Genomic DNA, 18,447 nt, shown 5'->3' with positions numbered 1-18,447 from the left:
AAAATATAACAACAGGAATAAAACATGAAAAAACTTTTACTTGGCTCAGCACTTGCTGCAGCAAGTTTTACAAGCACCGCTACTATAGTTGAAATGAACACGAGCCAAGGTGTCATAGAGATTAACCTATTTGATCAACAAACCCCCAAAACAGTCGCAAATTTTTTAAGTTACGTTCAAGACGATTCATATAACGAAACAGTAATTCACCGCTCTGTTAGTAACTTTGTTATTCAAGGTGGTGGATTTACATACTCAGATTCATTAGATGCGATTACTACAAAGCCAGCTGTAGAAAATGAGCCTGTTTTTTCAAACGTTAAAGGCACCATTGCAATGGCTAAATTATCAGGCAATGAAAATAGCGCTACAAGTCAGTGGTTTTTTAATATGGCTAATAATAGCGCAGGAAGTGCAGCGCTAGATACGCAAAATGGCGGTTTTACAGTGTTTGGACAAATTACTGCCGCGAGCCAATCAACCTTAGATAAAATTGCTGCTTTAGTGCATTGTGGTGATACACCGGTGGTTGGTATTACCACTGAGCAATGCTCAAGCAGTGATGTAGCAATTAGTAGTGCTAATTTGGTAACTATTCAAAGTGTAACTGTTATGGATGATGATCCTAATTCAGCCGTAGGCCTTACTGTAACTGAAAATACGTTAATTGACTCAGGTGCACCAATAGGTTCAGATAGTAGTTCTGGCGGTGGGCTAGGGTGGCTTTTAGGCGCTTTTTTACTTGTGTTTCCTCGTTTAAAACGTGCTAAATAATTAAATCTTATGTAATAGTAATGTGGCAGACGTAAATTACCTTTCACATTACTCTTATTAAACTTTGCTATTTAAAGTAATACTCGCCAAACCATAGCAAGCCAAATTGAAAATACACAAATACAACCTAGCAAAAATACTTTAAAACGTGCGCGTACGTTATTTTCACCTAAATGAATAACACTATGCACAATGCGTGTTGCTACAAATAAACAGGCCAGTATAGCCACAAGTGTACTGGCGCTATTTAGTTGTAGTGCAAGTAAACATCCCGCGTAAAAAAGTACAGGTATTTCAAACTGATTCGAAAAGTTTCTATCTGCCACCCTAATAGTGTCGCCAGCCTTATCTAACTGCATTGTTTTAAAATCACTTAAATCTAGTTGTTTATTTTTAGCTGCGGCAAAGCGCCTTTTACCCATAATGAGCATGACAACCAGTGAAAGCGTAACTTGTGCAAACATGGCAAGTATGATGATTTTTTCCATTGTTTTTCCTTATTATTTAGAATTTGCGTATTTTTTGATATTGAATGATTTTTAGTCTCGCAAGGTTGGCAGACTCCCAACTAATATCCAATTATGAAGACATTTTTCACAATGTGTTACACAAAATAGCGTTATTTTGTAGAAAGTTATTAATTGAAAATGTTAGTTTAGCTTAACTATATTGCTTTGAATTGGCGCACGCTATTTTGCGCAATACTTTTTAATGGAAAACAAAAATGAAAAAGATTATTGGTTTTAGTGCAATCGCACTTGCAGTTTTAAGTGGTTGTTCAAATACGGCTTCGGTTTCAGTGGCGCCTCAGGCCTCTTTACTATCAGATACGTTAGTCGTAAGTCCTAACGATAACCGCGAATATAAAACACTTAAGCTGGCAAACGACATTGAAGTAATTTTAGTGTCAGATCCAGGTGCTGAAAAATCTGCAGCGGCACTAAGCGTTGGTGTTGGTTTACTGCACGACCCAATGTCGCAACAAGGTATGGCGCATTATTTAGAGCACATGCTGTTTTTAGGCACAGATCGCTACCCAGACACAAAAGGGTATTCTGATTTTATGACCAAAAATGGTGGCGCGCACAATGCTTACACGTGGCTCGATATTACTAATTACATGTTTAAAATTAATAACGACGCGTTTGATGAAGGGCTAGACCGTTTTGCTGACTTTTTCAAAGCGCCTAAGTTATACCCAGAATACACAGATAAAGAAAAAAATGCAGTGAATGCAGAGTGGTCAATGCGCCGTGAAATGGACTTTTTTGGACAATTTAAACTCGCGCGTAAAATGATGGGCGATCACCCGGCTAATCGCTTTTTAATTGGTAACCTAGAAACCCTTGGCGATAAAGAAAACAGTTCACTTCATAAAGAAACGGTTGATTTTTATAATAAATACTACTCTTCAAATATTATGAAAGTTGCGCTTATTTCTAATTTACCTATTGCTGAAATGGAGCAAAAAGCGCAAAAATACTTTGCTGACATAAAAAATAAAAATATCGAAAAACCAACAGTGACTGCAAAACTTGATTTTGATAACGCTGGCGGAAAACGCGTGTTTTATGCACCAAATGAAGATGTAAAACAGCTGCAACTTGATTTCACCATTGCTAATAATAATAGCGAATTTGCACTTAAACCAAACCGATTTGTAGCGTATTTACTAAGTAATGAAATGCCGGGCAGCCCAGCGCAACTTCTTCGTGATAAAGGGTGGGTGTCTCAGCTTTCAGCTTCAGCTGCACCAAATCAATATGGCAACTACGGTTCGTTAAATGTAAATGTAGAGCTTACCGATGAAGGCATGAAAAATCGTGACGAAATAGTTGCGACTATTATGCAGTACATCGATTTAATTAAAAAAGAAGGCGTTGATAGCAAGTATTTCAACGAAATTCGTACTTCCCTTAATAACCAGTTTAAGTTTTTAGAAAAAGGTGATGAGTTTAATTATGTAAGCTCGCTTACGCAAAGCATGCAAGACTATCCGTTAAATCACGCTATTAATGCACCTTATTATTATGCAAAGTTTGACGCTGACGCTGTAAACAATGTGCTTGAGCAGTTAAATGCCGACACCCTTCGTATTTGGTATGTATCGCAGCAAGAAGAGACAGACTCACAACTACACTTTTACGACGGTAAATACCGCATCAGTGACATTAGCGATGATGAAATTGCCAGCTGGAAAAAACCAAGCGAATTTAAGTTAGCACTACCAACAGTAAACAATTTATTGCCTGAAAATTTTGCAATAAAAACGCAAGCATTTAAAGAGCAAAAACACCCAGAGCTTGCTTACGATAAAAATGGTGTAAAAGTATGGCGCCAAGCAAGTCAAAAATTTGCAGAGCAGCCAAAAGGGCTTGTTGAAGTTTATATAAATACTCAACCAGGTTTGAACGATATCAAAGCAGAAGTCCTTTATTCTGTTTGGGCTGATTTATATAATATTCAACAAAGTCAGTTAAGTACCGAAGCAGCAATCGCCGGTATGAGCGTAAGCTTAGCACCGAGTAATGGTCTTGTTTTATCTATGAGTGGTTTTACAGATAAGCAAGATGTATTGCTTAAACAAGCTTTAACCGGGTTAAAAGCCGATGAAACAGCACAAGCATTTAGCCAAGCGGTAGATCGCTTTAAACGTAATTTACTAAACCAACAAAAGCAGTTTCCGTATGCACAAGCATTTGGCGAGTATTCAAAACTAACCCGTACAGGTGGCTTTGATACAGATGCGCTTATTGAAGCCGCTGACTCACTGAGTGTTGCCGACTTAGCACAATTAAAAACAGCTACGTTTGCACAAAACGATTTACGTGTATTTAGTTACGGTAACTACGATCAGCAAGATATAGACGCGATTGCACAAGAGTTAAGTGCAACATTACCAAGTAATCATAAGCGCAGTGAATTTGCACGAAGCAAAGCGTGGTTGCCACAACCGGGCGAAACGCTGGTACTGCAAAAAGATATTGATGTAGCCGATGTAGCGGTGGTTGATATGACCGTTCATCCTGTTGCGGGTTACAAACAAAAAGCAGAAGCAGCTGTATTACAAAGCCATTTTAGAACAGTTGCGTTTGATAAAATGCGTACTGAGGAGCAACTTGCATACGCAGTAGGTGCGTTAGCTCGCCCAATTGAAGATTACTCAGCAATTGGTTTGTACATCCAAACACCGGTTAAAGGACCAAAAGAAATACAAGCTCGTTTTGATAAGTTTAAAAAAGAATACGCAGTTGAACTTGATAACATGAGCGAAGAGACTTTTGAGCAGCTTAAAAACTCTACCCTTGTATCACTTAAAGAGCAGCCTAAAAACTTAAGTGACGAAATGAGCCCACTTATAAACGATTGGTACCGTGAAAACTTTACCTTTGATTCTAAGCAAAAGCTGATTGATGAAGTTGAAAAAGTAACGCTTGCAGATATAAAAGACTACTATAAGCAAACAATGCTTAATCCTAATGCGGCACGTTTAAATGTGCAATTACGCGGGACTAAGTTTATAGAAAGTGACTTTGCCGATTTACCAAATCAAACTAAAATCACAACGCTTGATGCCTATTACAATGGTATTAAACTACAAAAATAAGCTTTATTTATGTAGCTAAAATAAACCCCAATGTATCACTACATTGGGGTTTATTATTTATCTCACTATATTTACCAATAATACTAATTCGCTTAATTAAGTGATCTATTTTGAGGATGGAAAAACGTGTTGATAGCTAGGCAAAAAATTCGCTATTTAGTTGTTCTAAATAAAAATTTTTTAACGCAGGTAGCGACTCGTTTAGCCCCGCAAAATGATTAAGTATTATTGCGGATTGGTATAGTATTTAAGCCATTATTAAAAAGCCTATAACAGCTAATGCCGCAGCAATTAGCGTGTATGGCAATTGTGTAACGGCATGGCTCATTAAATTACAACCAGAACCTTGCGCTGCGAGTACGGTTGAATCTGAGTAAAAACACGCTTGGCTACCAAAAGAAGAAGCCGATAATAGCGCCCCAATTACCAGTGGTATGTTTGCATCAACCGCATTAGCCAGTGGCATAACAATGGGAATTGATACAGCAAAAATACCCCAGCTAGACCCCGTTGCAAACGCTAAAATAGCCATTGAAATAAATACCACGGCTGGTAAGTATGCAGCGGTCATATAAGGGCTTAAGCTGCCAATAACAAACTGAGGCAAACCAATTAAGTCGCATACATCTTTAAATATAAACGCAGCTATAACAGTACCAATCGCGGGGATCATACTTTTAAAGCCATCAAGCATGCGTTCAATCATTTCACTTACGCTCATTAATTTTTGTAGAGCATAAAACGGGAGAGTGACCGCCATTGTTGCTAATAAGCCTTTGTATACGTCTATTTCAAAGTAAACAGTAAATGCAACCAGTAAAATAATCGGCGCCAAAAAGTTACGTAATTTACCTTTAGGATCAGCATCTTCAAAGTTCTCTTCTACGGCTTTTACTGCATATTCATCCGCTGTTTGAACATCATTGTATTGAGCAGGGTCGACTTGAGCTTGCTCAATTTGTGCCATTTGCTCTGCTTTTTTCATTGGACCAATCGCAGGAATAATACCCAGCACAACAAGTAAAACAACAAGCACTGCAAACCACGCATAAAACATATATGGTATGGCTTGGATATAAACCGCAATCCCTTTGCCTTCTTCAGCAATACCGTTATCTACGAGTAAGCCTCCAAAAAAAACCGCCCAGGTAGATAAAGGGACAAGTACACAAATTGGTGCAGCAGTAGAGTCTACAACATAGGCAAGCATCTCACGGCTCACTTTAAATTTATCGGTAATGCGTTTCATGGTTTCACCCACGGTAAGCGCATTTAAGTAGTCATCAATAAAAATAACTACACCCAAACAAAAGGTCATAAACAAAGATGAACGCTTACCTTTAGTGTATTTAAGGGCTAACTTGCCAAAAGCCGATGCGCCACCTGTGCGCACTAATAGCGCGATTAAAGCGCCAAAGCCACCACATACAAGTATTAGCCAGCCGATGGTTTCGTCTGTCATCACTTTTAGCGATGTACTCGCAAAGTTAGTAAGTACTTGTGCAGGATCGGCGATAACTAAACCAACTAAAGCACCAATAAGTAAAGATAAAATAGGGCGGCGTAATACAACAGCCAATACAACTACCACCAAAGGTGGCAGTAAACTTAACGCAGAAGGTTCAAGCATTTAAGTATTCACAAAATTAAAAGCATGTATAAAAATTACAATAGTATTAATTTTTAAACTGCTTATACAAAAACAAAGAAGATGATAAGTTTGTTGTAAAATCATCTTCCAAGTCACTGCTTTTGTACGCGAGGAAGGGACACATAAACAGTTATGTTAAATAGCAGCTTAAGTGAAACGCGTTGGCTTTGGCGCCAGACGGTGCAAGGAGTGCAAACCGCTATTGTTGTGCCTGTAAAAACATCGGCGCAAAAATAATCTGCTTTTTAATTTCAGTCAATAAAAAGTTACATGCAAAACAAAGTTTTTTAAAGGAGCTTACATTGAACGCTGTATTTAAAACAAATCGACTGTTGTTGCGCCATGCAAATGAGCTTGATGCAGCTATTTTACTTAAGCTAGTTAATCAGGCGAGTTTCATAGAGCATATTGGTGATAAAGCAATCTATACCCTTGATGATGCCAAGTCGTACATTATAGGGCCTGTTTATCTTTCGAGGTTAAATTTGCAGCAGTATGTTTGGTATTTAGGCAAGGCAGAGCCTATGTAGTGTGGTATTCCCCATAAATAGGCGATAACACAGCATAAATGCCAAACATGCGCTGCCCGAAGGGTTCTACCTAGGGGCAATTAACTCTTTGTTGCTCGGTTTTTACTTAGCCCACTAGGTTATAAACCTCACGCCGCGATTAAATCGCCCCTAGATTGAACAAATTTTAATCCTGAAAGGTCAACAGGCCCTAGTCATTTATTGCTTCTCATGTACGCCAAGGCTTTGGGCCTTACATTATTACTTTGCATAATGCTGTAGTGGTTGGCGTTGTTGGGTTTTATAAACGCGCCGCGTTACAACAACCTGATTTAGGTTTTGCACTTGTAAGCGTTTTTGAAAAAAAGGGTTATGTTTTTGAAGCGGCCAGCGCACTTTTGCAACATAAGCATGAATTTGGAATTACAAAACTGTGTGCAATAACATCACCAGATAATAGGGCATCGCAGAATGTGTTGTTAAAATTTGGTTTTAAAATAGAGGGCAAGGCGGTTATCAATGATGATAAAACCGCCGTGATTATATTGTCACTTAACGATTAAAGTCTTGCTTGTTCTATTTGTTTTGCAACATTTAGGTTTATATTTAGCCATGTTGCTTCAAGTGTTGAAACTAAACCGTCATAGCCATCATCATCAATAGGGACCAATTGCGAAAAATTATTAATACTTATAAGGCGTCGGCCTGTTTCAGGGTGTGTGTAATATAAACGCCAAAGCCCAGAAATATCAGCGTTACCTTGCATATCGCCATTAAAGTGGTGAATTTCGTATTCAAGCTCATAAAACGTTTGTTGATCAAGTTCAGTAATGACCGGTAAGCCTTTTATTACCATCCAGTTGGGCATAGCATTAAAAAGTGTTTGCTGGGCTGTTGCAGTAAGCATTACATCCGGCGATTCGCCCCACAGGTTATAATTTGCAGCATGAATTTGGTTGCTATCTATTTTCATAGCAATGCCCAAATTATTTAAAGCGCCTCTAAGTACAACAGTTTGTATTCTTAGTTGCGCATCTGTATCTGCAACGTTTCGAGACGATGCACCTATAGGCTGCTCAAACTGGTAATACTGTGTCGCAGTTTGTATTGATGAACTACAACCTGCCAATAGTAATAATAAACTTGCAGTTAAAAATAACGATTTCATTATTGCTTCCTTGGTTTTGGATCTGCTGGTAATGATTTATCAAAAATTAGCATATTAGGTTGCTCGTTTAATCCGCGAGTTAGAGGCTGTAGGCCCTCACTTAAACGTTTAAACTCTTTTAATGTTTGCTGTATTTGATGATGAAGTTCAGAACCGGCTTGGTAACTGGCCATGGTTTTATCAAATTGGCGCATAGTGACTTCAAACTGCTCCATGCTTTTTGTCATCTTTTCGAAGTTACGATTAAAGTCGCCTGGTAAGTTTTGTGTATCTTTTTGGCTTAGCAGCTCTCGCATTTCATTAGCAAGCGCTCGGTAATCGGTAAATGTAGCTTGCATTTGTGCCAAGCTATCTTCAACTTTTAAGTTATTTACTTTATTAAGTACGTCAGAGACTTGGTCTGCTAATACGGTTATGCCGCTAGAAATACTCGGAAAAACATCATACTGCACAAGTTTACCTAGGTGCGCTTCTGGCGCGTCGGGGTATATGTCAAAATCTACATACACAGCACCCGTTAATAAATTACCGGGCTTTAACGAGGCGCGCATACCACTTTCAATCCAGCCCTTTAAACTGCCTTGCCAATACTCTTTTGCTGAAGCACTGTCATGATACAAGCGTCCGTATTCTACTTTTATAAGCACTGGAACCGCCGTATTATGGTTTCTAAAGTGGGCAGGTTTACCGTCAATAATTACATTGGCAGGGGTTTCAACAACAGTACCTACACGCATACCTCTGTATTCGACAGGTGCACCTGTGCGTAGTCCTCGAACTGACTGTTCAAATTCAATTAGGTAGTAATCAAAATCATAAAAGCGCTCTTCTAACGCCTCTTTATAGCTTTGGCTTAATGAAAAGCTATGCCCATCTTGTGCTATTTCACCCGGGGCCTGTTGTTCAGGTAAACCAACCGAAATACCGCCTTTTAATAGTTTACTCAAAGAGCCCGTATTAATATTGATACCATCGGCAGATAGGTCAATTTCAATTCCTGCGTTCACCCAAAATATTGAGTTCATGGTGATCAGATTTTGATAAGGGGCTTTAATAAATACGCCATACTTCATTGCTTGGTTTTCCCAATCAAAAGTGGCGGTTTCTATTTGCCCTATTTTATAATTTTTGAAGAATATACCGGTGCTTACATCAAGTACTTCAGCGTTGTAACTCATTAATTTAAAACGACCACCTTTCACATCTTTACCAATGAGGGCGGGTTCATCTTGTAACTTAAAACGCTCTTTTAGTTCTTTACTTTCACCGGGTGAAAACTCTAAATATACACCAGACAATAACGTACTCATCCCGCTAATACCTGTTTCATCAATGCGTGGTTTTACGACCCAAATTTTGGCATCGTTAGTCAGTAGCTCGTTGTAATTTTTATCTATTTGCGCGCGAGCAATTACGCTGTCTTGCGTGTCGGATAGCCGAACATGATCAATTTGACCTATTTTTACACTGCGCACTTTTATTTCAGTCTTACCTGCAATAATACCTTCTGCTTGTGGCATTTCGATAAAAATAGTAGGGCCTTTATTAGCTTGGTATTGGTATAACATCCACATGCCCACTAACAGCGCAATTGCCGGAATGATCCAGATAGCGGAAATTTTCGGTTCTTTTGTTATTTCGGCGGTTTCGGTCATGCTTTGTTCTCTGATTTTTTGTTTTTAGGGGAATCCCACAATAAGCGTGGGTCAAAGGCATGGGCAGCCATCATTTGGCATATTACCATAACTGTAAAAAATACAATGCCTAATCCTGGCGTTACTGACATTAAATTACCCAGTTGAACTAAGGCCACTAAAATAGCAACCACGAATACATCTATCATCGACCATTTACCAATAAACTCAGTCAGTTGATAAATTCGGGTGTAACTTTTTGTATGTTTATTGGCAGGCCTTGTAACCATAAAGCATAAAAAGCTCAATACAAAAGCTTTAGCAAGTGGCACCACAACGCTGGCTAAAAATATAATAGCGGCAATAGGGTAGGAGCCACTTTTCCAAAGAGTAATAACACCACCAATTAAAGTCGAAGGGGATTCATCCCCAAGGCTAGTGGTGTGCATAATAGGTAAAACATTTGCTGGAATATAACAAACAACAGAAGTAATTAGCCAAGCTGCTGCTTTTTGTACGCTATAAGGATTTCTAACGTGTGTTTTTGTATGGCAACGCTGGCAAATATTACCGGTACATAGTTGATGGCACACATGGCAGGCTTTAATATTTTCATCTATTGCACGTTTAGCATGCTCTGCGCCTTCGAGTACTTTTACAGGCTTTATTTGAGCCCATAAGCGTGGGCGATTTAAGTGAACAAGTGCAGCTATGTATAAAATAACAAACCCCACATAAGCCCAAAAACTCGTGCCGAAGCTAATATCAGCCAGCGACATGATTTTAACCATACTAACAAGTACGCCAATTAAAAATATTTCCGACATAATCCAAGGCTCTAACGCCAAAGTGAACTTTAGTAGTCGCCTTGCAATGCTCTCTGGTAATGCTTTTAAAAGCCCAAGATGCAAAGGAATTAAAATAACAAGCAAACCCATGGGCAGGGCAATAATGCTCAAATCAATAAATAAGCCAAGTAGCTCACTATCATAATTAAACAAAATTCGAGCCGCGTCGGGCAGTGTAATAGTTTGAGTTATACCGCTACTACTAAATGAAATAAAAGGGTAAAACATACTGCTGAGCAACATTAATAGTGCGCTAAAGCTTAGTGCAACTATGCGACTGTCGTGATTAACATCGGCTTCGCAAAGTTTATGGTGACAATGTGGGCATATCGCCATTTGTTTTGCGATTATGCGAGGTATATCTATGATCAGATCGCAGCAGGGGCAGACAGTTTGCAATTTAATACCAAGCAAGAAGAATATTTCTTCAATTTTGCTATATTTAATACATTAATACAACGCGTTCTGCCATCAAGCTGCTCGTTATATAAAGGAAGCGTGTGAAATATTATTTGTACTGCATACTAATGTGGCTCTTTATTTGTTCGCAAAATGCTGTGGCTATTAATAAAGAGCGAGAAGTAATTATCGCCGCGAGCGCATCAATTCCGCCCTATGTTTTTGCAAAAACAGACTCGGGTATACACCTAGGTTTAATCAAAGCCGCGTTAAAGGCTAATGGTTTTGCCAATATTAATGTGCAATATATGTCGAATAAACGCGCTGAGCATCAATTGCATAATAAAGGAGTAGATATACTTTTAAATTATGCAGGAAGAAGTAGTCCATGTATTTACCCAAGTAAACCGGTACTTAGTTATGAAAATGTAGCCATCACACTCAAGCGAAATAAATATAATATTGATGAAATAGAAGGCATGTTTAATAAAAACGTCCTTGCTTTTCAAAATGCAACTGCATATCTGCCTTCTATATTTAAAAGTAATGTTAAACACTTTAGCTCATATCAAGAGGTTATTAATCAAAAGGCGCAGGTAGATAAGCTGTTAAAAGGTTGGGTGGATGTAATTGTGTTAGATAAGCGTATTTTTTACTATTACTACAATCAACATAAATCACCCGAAGCTGTGCAAATTTACACTTTATTTCCAAAAGCAGAGCGACCTGCTTATTTTAATAACCTCTCTTTAGCTACTGAGTTTGATATAGGTTTGGCGCTCATCAAGCAAAACGGTACTTATAAAAGAATTGTTGATGAAGGCCAAACCCATTCATCAATCAAATAACGCCACTGTTTGACGTGTAAGCGCTATTAGCTCACCGGATTGTGACCATATACAGCCATCTTCTAAACCATAGCCATCTTTTGAATGATGAGTGATTGCTTCAAAGCCAAGCCATTCGCCAGGTGATAAGTTTGGCTCTTGTACAAACTCTAAATACCATGACATGCTACTAGCTGGAGCGGGTTGTTTAAACATTTGTAATAACGTAGGTGGCCATGCATCTGTTAATGCAATTACATGCGCTTCAGTTATTTGTTCGGGCGTATGTTTAAAGCGCATCCATCCCCCTAAGTGAGACGTTTCTGCGCTGCTAAATGGCATGGCACCTTGTTGAGGGCATAAATCAACATGTTGAAAAAATTCAGGCATCTGGCCTTTAATAAAAGGTAGAGTATGGCGCTCGTCTACCGGTTTTAACCCTAAAGACTTTGAAACAGGCATATTTACACCCGACTCTCTACTTTTAGCAAAACACGCTTGTACAATTACACACACTTGTTCATTTTGAATGGCTTTGGCGAGTACCTGTGTGCTGCTTTTACCTTGTCGTAATATTTCTACCGATAACGAAAAAGGAGTATCAGCTAGTAATGGCCCTACAAAATTTGTACTGAGTGAGAGTAGGCGACGATCATTGGATACTTTTTCTCTGATAGCTTGATACAACAGTGCGGCTGAGAGCCCACCAAAAGCAGTTCTGCCTTGGCACCAGTTTTCTGGAAATTGCATTGTGCTAGTTAATTGTTCGGTATTGTCTGAACTTCCAATTTTTGCAGCTTGGAGAAGTAATTGTTCAAAATGCATGAAGATGTCCTTTTATAGTGCGATTTAATAAATTTATAACACAACCAAACTAGTCAGACCAGTAATTAAAAACGTCTCTGGCGGTGCAAAAATCACCATTCCTTACAATTATTAGGGTTATTTTGTAAATAAATCACAAAAAATGGATTTTTTTTCATTTTTACAGTTGAAATAAGTTTGGCGCATCCCTATTTACTATGTCATCGAACGTATTAACGAATATTGAAGTTGGAGAAGTTTCATGGGTAAAATTATTGGAATCGATTTAGGTACTACAAACTCTTGTGTTGCAGTACTTGATGGTGGCAAAGCACGTGTTATTGAAAACGCGGAAGGCGATCGCACAACCCCGTCTATTATTGCTTACACGCAAGACGGCGAAACATTAGTAGGTCAATCTGCTAAGCGTCAAGCGGTTACTAACCCGACAAACACATTATTTGCAATCAAGCGTTTAATTGGTCGTCGTTTTGAAGACGAAGAAGTACAACGCGATATCGGCATTATGCCGTTTAAAATCATCAAAGCTGATAACGGCGATGCATGGGTAGAAGCGGGTGGCGAAAAACGCGCTGCACCACAAATTTCTGCTGAAGTACTGAAAAAAATGAAGAAAACGGCAGAGGACTTCTTAGGTGAAGAAGTAACTGAAGCTGTAATCACAGTACCTGCATACTTTAACGATTCACAACGTCAAGCAACGAAAGATGCTGGCCGTATTGCGGGTCTTGAAGTTAAACGTATTATCAATGAGCCTACTGCTGCGGCACTTGCTTACGGTATGGATAAAAACCGTGGCGAAAACATCGTTGCAGTATATGACTTAGGTGGCGGTACTTTCGATTTATCAATCATTGAAATTGATGAAGTTGAAGGCGAGCACACTTTTGAAGTACTTGCTACAAACGGTGATACTCACTTAGGTGGTGAAGATTTCGATAACCGTGTAATCAACTACCTAGTAGCTGAATTCAAGAAAGATCAAGGTTTAGACTTAAAAACTGATCCTCTTGCAATGCAACGTGTTAAAGAAGCTGCTGAAAAAGCAAAAATTGAACTGTCATCTGCACAATCAACTGAAGTAAACCTTCCGTATGTAACTGCTGATGCATCTGGTCCTAAGCACATGAACGTGAAACTAACACGTGCTAAGCTTGAATCACTAGTTGAAGATTTAGTAACTAAATCTCTAGAGCCACTTAAACGTGCACTTGCTGATGCTGATTTATCAGTAAGCGACATCAACGATATTATTCTTGTTGGTGGCCAAACACGTATGCCTTTAGTACAAAAAACAGTTGCTGATTTCTTCGGTAAAGAACCACGTAAAGACGTAAACCCTGATGAAGCAGTTGCAGTAGGCGCAGCGATTCAAGGTGGTGTACTTGCTGGTGACGTCAAAGATGTACTATTACTAGACGTTTCTCCATTATCTCTTGGTATTGAGACAATGGGTTCAGTAATGACAGCATTAATTGAGAAAAACACGACGATTCCTACTAAGAAATCGCAAACATTCTCAACAGCTGAAGATAACCAATCTGCTGTAACAATTCACGTGTTACAAGGTGAGCGTAAACGTTCAAGCGACAATAAATCTCTAGGTCAATTTAACCTAGAAGGTATTCGCCCAGCACAACGTGGTACACCGCAAATCGAAGTAACATTCGATGTTGATGCCGATGGTATCTTACATGTATCTGCAAAAGATAAAGATACAGGTAAAGAGCAAAAAATCACAATTCAAGCATCTTCAGGCCTAAGCGATGAAGAAGTTGAAAAAATGGTTCGTGATGCAGAAGCACATGCTGAAGACGATAAAAAGTTTGAAGAACTTGTAGCTGCTCGTAACCAAGCTGATGCTCTAGTACACGGTACTCGTAAGCAAATTGAAGAAGCTGGCGATGCATTACCAAGCGAAGACAAAGAAGCGATTGAAGCGGCTGTTGTAGATTTAGAAGCTGCTATTAAGAGCGACAACAAAGAAGAGATTGAAGCTAAAACTCAAGCTCTTGCTGAAAAGTCTCAAAAACTAATGGAAATTGCACAAGCGAAAGCACAGCAAGGTTCAGCAGATGCAGGCGAGCAACAGAAATCAGCTAAGCAAGACGACGACGTTGTTGATGCAGAGTTCGAAGAAGTGAAAGACGACAAGTAATTGTTGCTAACGCTTCTCGCTAGCCAAAAACACTTAACTCAATCGAGTGTTTAGGTTAGGATGAACAATTGAGGCGCGCGAGCAATAGCTTGTCGCGCCTTTTGCATGTATTTAAGGTTTAAAAATTCAATGATAAATCGATGCGATTTATCGGTTTATCCAGCAGCTCACGCTGCAAACAGAAAAGAGTAGTGTGATAGATATGTCAAAACGCGATTATTACGAAGCCCTCGGCGTAAGCAAAGATGCGAGTGAGCGAGACATAAAAAAAGCGTATAAACGCTTAGCGATGAAATATCATCCAGATCGTACCGCAGGCGATAAAGAGCTTGAAACTAAATTTAAAGAAGTTAAAGAAGCTTACGAGATTTTAACCGATCCTCAAAAACGCCAAATGTATGACCAACATGGTCACGCGGCATTTGAGCAAGGCGGTGGCGGTGGTCATGGCGGCTTTGGTGGCGGTCATGGCGATTTTGGTGATGTATTTGGTGACGTATTTGGCGATATTTTTGGTGGCGGCGGTGGTCGACGTCAATCTCGTCAACAACGTGGTTCTGACTTACGTTACAACATGGACTTGAGCTTAGAAGAAGCGGTTCGTGGTAAAGAAGTTGAAATTAAAGTACCAACATGGGTGGGTTGTGAGCCATGTGATGGCAGTGGTGCTAAAGCAGGTTCTAAGCCTAAAACATGTACTACGTGTCATGGTGCTGGCCAAGTACAAATGCGCCAAGGTTTCTTTGCTGTTCAGCAAACGTGTCCAACGTGTCAGGGACAAGGTCAGATTATTTCAGACCCTTGTAACAAATGTCATGGTCAAGGCCGCGTAGAAAAAACTAAAACGCTTTCAGTTAAAATTCCAGCTGGCGTTGATACTGGAGACCGTATCCGCTTAACTGGTGAAGGTGAAGCCGGAATGCACGGCGCGCCATCTGGCGACTTGTACGTGCAAGTATCTGTTCGCGAACATGAAATATTTGTGCGTGAAGCAAATAATTTATACTGTGAAGTACCAATTAGCTTTACAACAGCAGGTCTTGGTGGCGAAATTCAGGTGCCAACACTTGATGGTCGTGCAAAACTTAAAATACCTTCTGAAACGCAAACGGGCAAAATGTTCCGTATGCGTGGCAAAGGCGTTAAGTCTGTTCGAAGTGGTGCCCAAGGCGATCTAATTTGTAAGGTAGTAATCGAAACGCCAGTTAATTTAAACGAGCGTCAACGTGAACTACTGCAAGAGTTAGATGAAAGTATGGGTACAGATAGCTCGAAAAATCGTCCTAAAGAGCAAGGCTTTTTTGACGGTGTTAAAAAGTTTTTTGATGATTTGACCAAGTAAATTTAAATTATTATTAATAATGAAACGGCGCTTTTTAGCGTCGTTTTTTTTGCTTTAAATTTTATTTTTGTTACTGTTAAAAAAAAACACGATTCAATAGTATGACCCCAGCAATCGAATTACTTAAAAAACAAAAAATCCCCTTTGAAGTACTCAGTTACGATCACGATGCAGGTAATAGTCAATATGGGCTTGAAGCTGTTGAAAAGTTAAATTTAGATAGCGCCCAAGTATATAAAACTCTCGTTCTTGAAACGCATGAAAGGCAGCTAATTGTTGCTGTTACTCCTGTGTCGCAACAAGTTAACTTAAAACAGTTGGCAAAATTATGTGGTGCCAAAAAAGTAGCAATGGCTGCCCCGCAAAAAGTTCAAGCTAGCACTGGTTATATTTTAGGTGGAGTAAGTCCACTTGGGCAAAAAAAACGCTTAGCTACGTTTATTCATAGTAGTGCTTCACTTTTTGATACTATTTATGTGAGCGCTGGAAAGCGAGGTTTAGAAATCGCACTCTCCCCAACTAATTTAGCGGCGTTAACTAGCGCTAAATTTGGCGATTTATAGCCTTTATTTTTAAAATTACTCTCCATAAAGGCAATTAACTCAAGTTAAGCAATTTGCTCAATACCTTATTTGTAACTACATTGAGAGTATCTTTATACCGTTAATATTTAATACCAAACGGTATTACACATTTTGTATACGGCTGTTTGTATGAACCTTTTAGATGTAGATTATTTTGCAATACTGGTGGCTGCACTGTCTTCTTTTATGCTTGGCGGCATATGGTACTCAAAAGCACTCTTTAAAAACGCTTGGCTAGAAAGTATTGGCTTAACTGACCTTGATTTACAATCAGCCAATCCTAAGTTGATATTTGGCGGCAGCTTCTTTTTAGTATTTATAGCGGCTTTAATGTTGTCTCTATTTTTAGGTAAAGACGCAAGCTTAGTTGAGTGTATAGGAACAGGCTTTGTAATCGGCTTTTTTTGGATCAGTAGTTCACTAGGATTAAGTTATATATTTGAGCAACGCCCTTTAAAGCTATTTTTAATTAATGGGAGTTACTGTATTTTACAGTTTTCGTTAATGGGGCTTATTTTAGGTATTTGGCCGTAAGGGTTGAGTAGCCGTTAATGCCCGGTTTGATTCTTACCTGAGAGTAGAGTAGGTTTATATAATCGTATTTACATGATTTGGTAGCGGTATTAATGAAAATATTAGTAGTTGATGATATGCCACTCATGCGTCATGTTTTAATTAATATGCTAAGAAAGTTGGAGTATTGCAATATCGTTGAAGCTACAGATGGATTACAAGCTTTGGCTTTATTACGTGACCAGCATTTCGATTTGGTTATTACAGATCTTCATATGCCAAAAATGGATGGCGTTGATTTACTCACAAACATTCGAAAAGACAGAGCCCTTGCCTATATTCCTGTGTTGATGGTTACCTGTGAGGATAGTACAGATAAAGTTAAGCAAGTTATTGCAGCTAAAGTATCGGGGTTTATAATCAAACCTTTTAATATGAATGTACTATCATCTCAATTAAACCGCTTCTTTTTCAAAGATTAGGTTATATTTTCATTATCATTAAATTATTATGAGCTCACTTTAGTATCCATACCGCGTAAAAATTTTAAAACCCAGTGGTCACCTTTACCCACTTAATACAAATGAGCAATAATACCTAATCATTTTGCGAGGCTAAATGTGTCGCTCCCTGTGTTAAAAAATTCTCATTTAGAACAGTTAAATAGCGAATTTTCGCCTAGCTATCAACACGTTTTTCTACCCTCAAATAGATCACTTAATTAAACGAATTACTATAAACTGGTATCATAAAGAATAATTTTTTATATAGTACTGAAGGACTTAATGGCAAAACCTAATAAAAAAGGCCCAACTAAAACGGTCGATATTTTTTGCTCTGCTTGTAAAGCTTCCTTATTTAAATATCGAAAAGGAGGCAAAGGAGCATTAGTTAAGTGTTTTAAAGAGCGTATTAGTCAAGACTTTACACAAGAGCCCTGTATTTGTCCTAACTGCAGTCGGCCTTTTGCCCGAGAAGCGATTATTCGTGGTGCACCTGCCTATAAAATAATTGGTGGCAAAGTAACGTTTAAATAATTCAGATACAGTAAAACTTCTTCATACGGACATATGGCCTTGTTAGAATTTACCATATTGATAGAATCGCCCGGTTTGCTGTTTCAATGAATGAAAAAATACCCTCCCCATGGATCGGGCCAGTTTATTGGGTTATTTAAAAATGGATAAAGGATAGTTTCGTGATAGCACTCTTATTTGACATCATAGGTATGACAGGTACTTTTTTAGTAGTTGGTTCATTTTTCTTACTGCAGCTAGGAAAAACGTCTCCATCTAGCCTAACGTATAATATGATGAATTTAACAGGGGCGATTTTGTTGTTAATTAGCCTTTGCTATAACTTTAATTTAGCGAGCTTTGTGATAGAAATATTTTGGATAGCTGCTTCATTAATTGGTTTATACAAATACCTAAAAAACAGATCAGCTTTAGCTACAAATTAATAACGTATTAATTTTGTTCTAAACCTTAAACACTGCAAGCACAACTGTTTGCGGTGTTTTTTGTTTTTAGGACTAACTTTAATTAACAAGTATAATTAAATTCATTTGTTAACAAAAAGTTTATATCCCTACCTCATATAAGTCGT

18 protein-coding genes are annotated in these 18,447 nt (G+C 38.6%); 12 read left to right on the top strand and 6 right to left on the bottom strand.

Annotated features, from left to right (window positions below; translation table 11 throughout):
* Window positions 1-24 precede the first annotated feature (24 nt).
* Window positions 25-774 (top strand): peptidylprolyl isomerase, encoded by a 750-nt coding sequence (locus tag H5157_RS02060; protein WP_182724022.1) that lies wholly within the window; start codon window positions 25-27, stop codon window positions 772-774.
* A 71-nt stretch (window positions 775-845) separates the two neighbouring features.
* On the opposite strand, the gene H5157_RS02055 is transcribed toward H5157_RS02060, so the two are convergent.
* Window positions 846-1,262, bottom strand: coding sequence for an MAPEG family protein (locus H5157_RS02055; RefSeq protein ID WP_076925639.1), 417 nt, complete (start codon window positions 1,260-1,262; stop codon window positions 846-848).
* Between the two features lie 236 nt (window positions 1,263-1,498).
* Here H5157_RS02055 and H5157_RS02050 point away from each other — a divergent pair, with 236 nt between their 5' ends.
* Entirely contained in the window at window positions 1,499-4,381 is a 2,883-nt protein-coding gene (locus tag H5157_RS02050; RefSeq protein WP_182724021.1) for an insulinase family protein, read from the top strand.
* Between the two features lie 247 nt (window positions 4,382-4,628).
* On the opposite strand, the gene H5157_RS02045 is transcribed toward H5157_RS02050, so the two are convergent.
* Window positions 4,629-6,011, bottom strand: coding sequence for a Na+/H+ antiporter NhaC family protein (locus H5157_RS02045; RefSeq protein ID WP_182724020.1), 1,383 nt, complete (start codon window positions 6,009-6,011; stop codon window positions 4,629-4,631).
* Between the two features lie 323 nt (window positions 6,012-6,334).
* Between H5157_RS02045 and H5157_RS02040 the strand changes: the two genes are divergently transcribed.
* Together H5157_RS02040 and H5157_RS02035 are read left to right on the top strand one after the other, a co-directional pair.
* Window positions 6,335-6,562 carry a hypothetical protein gene (locus H5157_RS02040; RefSeq protein ID WP_370626123.1) on the top strand — a complete coding sequence of 76 codons (228 nt, stop codon included), beginning with the start codon at window positions 6,335-6,337 and terminating at the stop codon, window positions 6,560-6,562.
* A 200-nt stretch (window positions 6,563-6,762) separates the two neighbouring features.
* Window positions 6,763-7,104: a GNAT family N-acetyltransferase gene (locus H5157_RS02035; protein WP_310736825.1), complete on the top strand. Its 342-nt coding sequence runs from the start codon at window positions 6,763-6,765 to the stop codon at window positions 7,102-7,104.
* Here H5157_RS02035 and H5157_RS02030 read toward each other — a convergent pair.
* From H5157_RS02030 to H5157_RS02020, 3 genes are read right to left on the bottom strand one after another with little or no spacing between them, the layout of a single operon-like run.
* On the bottom strand, window positions 7,101-7,709 hold the full coding sequence (locus H5157_RS02030) for a PqiC family protein (protein ID WP_024595769.1): 609 nt from the start codon (window positions 7,707-7,709) through the stop codon (window positions 7,101-7,103). The genes H5157_RS02035 and H5157_RS02030 overlap by 4 nt on opposite strands.
* A complete protein-coding gene (gene pqiB, locus H5157_RS02025; RefSeq protein WP_182695179.1) occupies window positions 7,709-9,364 on the bottom strand; it encodes an intermembrane transport protein PqiB in 1,656 nt (551 codons plus the stop codon). The genes H5157_RS02030 and pqiB overlap by 1 nt, the downstream gene beginning before the upstream one ends.
* Window positions 9,361-10,527 carry a paraquat-inducible protein A gene (locus tag H5157_RS02020; protein ID WP_024595565.1) on the bottom strand — a complete coding sequence of 389 codons (1,167 nt, stop codon included), beginning with the start codon at window positions 10,525-10,527 and terminating at the stop codon, window positions 9,361-9,363. The genes pqiB and H5157_RS02020 overlap by 4 nt, the downstream gene beginning before the upstream one ends.
* Window positions 10,528-10,691: 164 nt before the next feature.
* On the opposite strand from H5157_RS02020, the gene H5157_RS02015 reads away from it, so the two are divergent.
* A complete protein-coding gene (locus H5157_RS02015; protein WP_182724019.1) occupies window positions 10,692-11,438 on the top strand; it encodes an ABC transporter substrate-binding protein in 747 nt (248 codons plus the stop codon).
* Here H5157_RS02015 and H5157_RS02010 read toward each other — a convergent pair.
* Entirely contained in the window at window positions 11,427-12,242 is an 816-nt protein-coding gene (locus tag H5157_RS02010; protein ID WP_182724018.1) for a thioesterase family protein, read from the bottom strand. The genes H5157_RS02015 and H5157_RS02010 overlap by 12 nt on opposite strands.
* Before the next feature lie 241 nt (window positions 12,243-12,483).
* On the opposite strand from H5157_RS02010, the gene dnaK reads away from it, so the two are divergent.
* From dnaK to H5157_RS01975, 7 genes are all read left to right on the top strand, one after another.
* On the top strand, window positions 12,484-14,400 hold the full coding sequence (gene dnaK / locus H5157_RS02005; RefSeq protein WP_182724017.1) for a molecular chaperone DnaK: 1,917 nt from the start codon (window positions 12,484-12,486) through the stop codon (window positions 14,398-14,400).
* Window positions 14,401-14,602: 202 nt separating this feature from the next.
* Window positions 14,603-15,742, top strand: a complete 1,140-nt coding sequence (gene dnaJ / locus H5157_RS02000) for a molecular chaperone DnaJ (protein WP_002959065.1) — start codon at window positions 14,603-14,605, stop codon at window positions 15,740-15,742.
* Between the two features lie 101 nt (window positions 15,743-15,843).
* Complete coding sequence (gene ybaK / locus H5157_RS01995) at window positions 15,844-16,305, top strand: Cys-tRNA(Pro) deacylase (RefSeq protein WP_182716874.1); 462 nt, start codon at window positions 15,844-15,846, stop codon at window positions 16,303-16,305.
* Window positions 16,306-16,455: 150 nt separating this feature from the next.
* Window positions 16,456-16,860 carry a DUF1761 domain-containing protein gene (locus H5157_RS01990; protein ID WP_002959069.1) on the top strand — a complete coding sequence of 135 codons (405 nt, stop codon included), beginning with the start codon at window positions 16,456-16,458 and terminating at the stop codon, window positions 16,858-16,860.
* A gap of 92 nt (window positions 16,861-16,952) precedes the next feature.
* Window positions 16,953-17,321 carry a response regulator gene (locus H5157_RS01985; RefSeq protein ID WP_182724016.1) on the top strand — a complete coding sequence of 123 codons (369 nt, stop codon included), beginning with the start codon at window positions 16,953-16,955 and terminating at the stop codon, window positions 17,319-17,321.
* A gap of 303 nt (window positions 17,322-17,624) precedes the next feature.
* Window positions 17,625-17,876, top strand: coding sequence for a hypothetical protein (locus H5157_RS01980; protein ID WP_024595559.1), 252 nt, complete (start codon window positions 17,625-17,627; stop codon window positions 17,874-17,876).
* Window positions 17,877-18,037: 161 nt separating this feature from the next.
* Window positions 18,038-18,301, top strand: a complete 264-nt coding sequence (locus H5157_RS01975; protein ID WP_024595558.1) for a hypothetical protein — start codon at window positions 18,038-18,040, stop codon at window positions 18,299-18,301.
* Window positions 18,302-18,447: the final 146 nt, after the last annotated feature.

Origin of the sequence: Pseudoalteromonas sp. SG43-3, from assembly GCF_014164385.1 — a bacterium.
In the GTDB taxonomy this organism is placed as follows: Bacteria; Pseudomonadota; Gammaproteobacteria; order Enterobacterales; family Alteromonadaceae; genus Pseudoalteromonas; species Pseudoalteromonas distincta.
The sequence above is the reverse complement of the archived record's forward strand: the minus strand, read 5'-3'. Positions and strand labels throughout refer to the sequence as shown.

What these genes read in the sequence shown, in the direction of transcription:
- H5157_RS02060 (WP_182724022.1), top strand. Translation starts at nt 25, where the DNA reads ATGAAAAAACTTTTACTTGGCTCAGCACTTGCTGCAGCAAGTTTTACA.
- H5157_RS02055 (WP_076925639.1), bottom strand. Translation starts at nt 1,262, where the DNA reads ATGGAAAAAATCATCATACTTGCCATGTTTGCACAAGTTACGCTTTCA.
- H5157_RS02050 (WP_182724021.1), top strand. Translation starts at nt 1,499, where the DNA reads ATGAAAAAGATTATTGGTTTTAGTGCAATCGCACTTGCAGTTTTAAGT.
- H5157_RS02045 (WP_182724020.1), bottom strand. Translation starts at nt 6,011, where the DNA reads ATGCTTGAACCTTCTGCGTTAAGTTTACTGCCACCTTTGGTGGTAGTT.
- H5157_RS02030 (WP_024595769.1), bottom strand. Translation starts at nt 7,709, where the DNA reads ATGAAATCGTTATTTTTAACTGCAAGTTTATTATTACTATTGGCAGGT.
- pqiB (WP_182695179.1), bottom strand. Translation starts at nt 9,364, where the DNA reads ATGACCGAAACCGCCGAAATAACAAAAGAACCGAAAATTTCCGCTATC.
- H5157_RS02020 (WP_024595565.1), bottom strand. Translation starts at nt 10,527, where the DNA reads ATGGCGATATGCCCACATTGTCACCATAAACTTTGCGAAGCCGATGTT.
- H5157_RS02010 (WP_182724018.1), bottom strand. Translation starts at nt 12,242, where the DNA reads ATGCATTTTGAACAATTACTTCTCCAAGCTGCAAAAATTGGAAGTTCA.
- dnaK (WP_182724017.1), top strand. Translation starts at nt 12,484, where the DNA reads ATGGGTAAAATTATTGGAATCGATTTAGGTACTACAAACTCTTGTGTT.
- dnaJ (WP_002959065.1), top strand. Translation starts at nt 14,603, where the DNA reads ATGTCAAAACGCGATTATTACGAAGCCCTCGGCGTAAGCAAAGATGCG.
- ybaK (WP_182716874.1), top strand. Translation starts at nt 15,844, where the DNA reads ATGACCCCAGCAATCGAATTACTTAAAAAACAAAAAATCCCCTTTGAA.
- H5157_RS01990 (WP_002959069.1), top strand. Translation starts at nt 16,456, where the DNA reads ATGAACCTTTTAGATGTAGATTATTTTGCAATACTGGTGGCTGCACTG.
- H5157_RS01985 (WP_182724016.1), top strand. Translation starts at nt 16,953, where the DNA reads ATGAAAATATTAGTAGTTGATGATATGCCACTCATGCGTCATGTTTTA.
- H5157_RS01980 (WP_024595559.1), top strand. Translation starts at nt 17,625, where the DNA reads ATGGCAAAACCTAATAAAAAAGGCCCAACTAAAACGGTCGATATTTTT.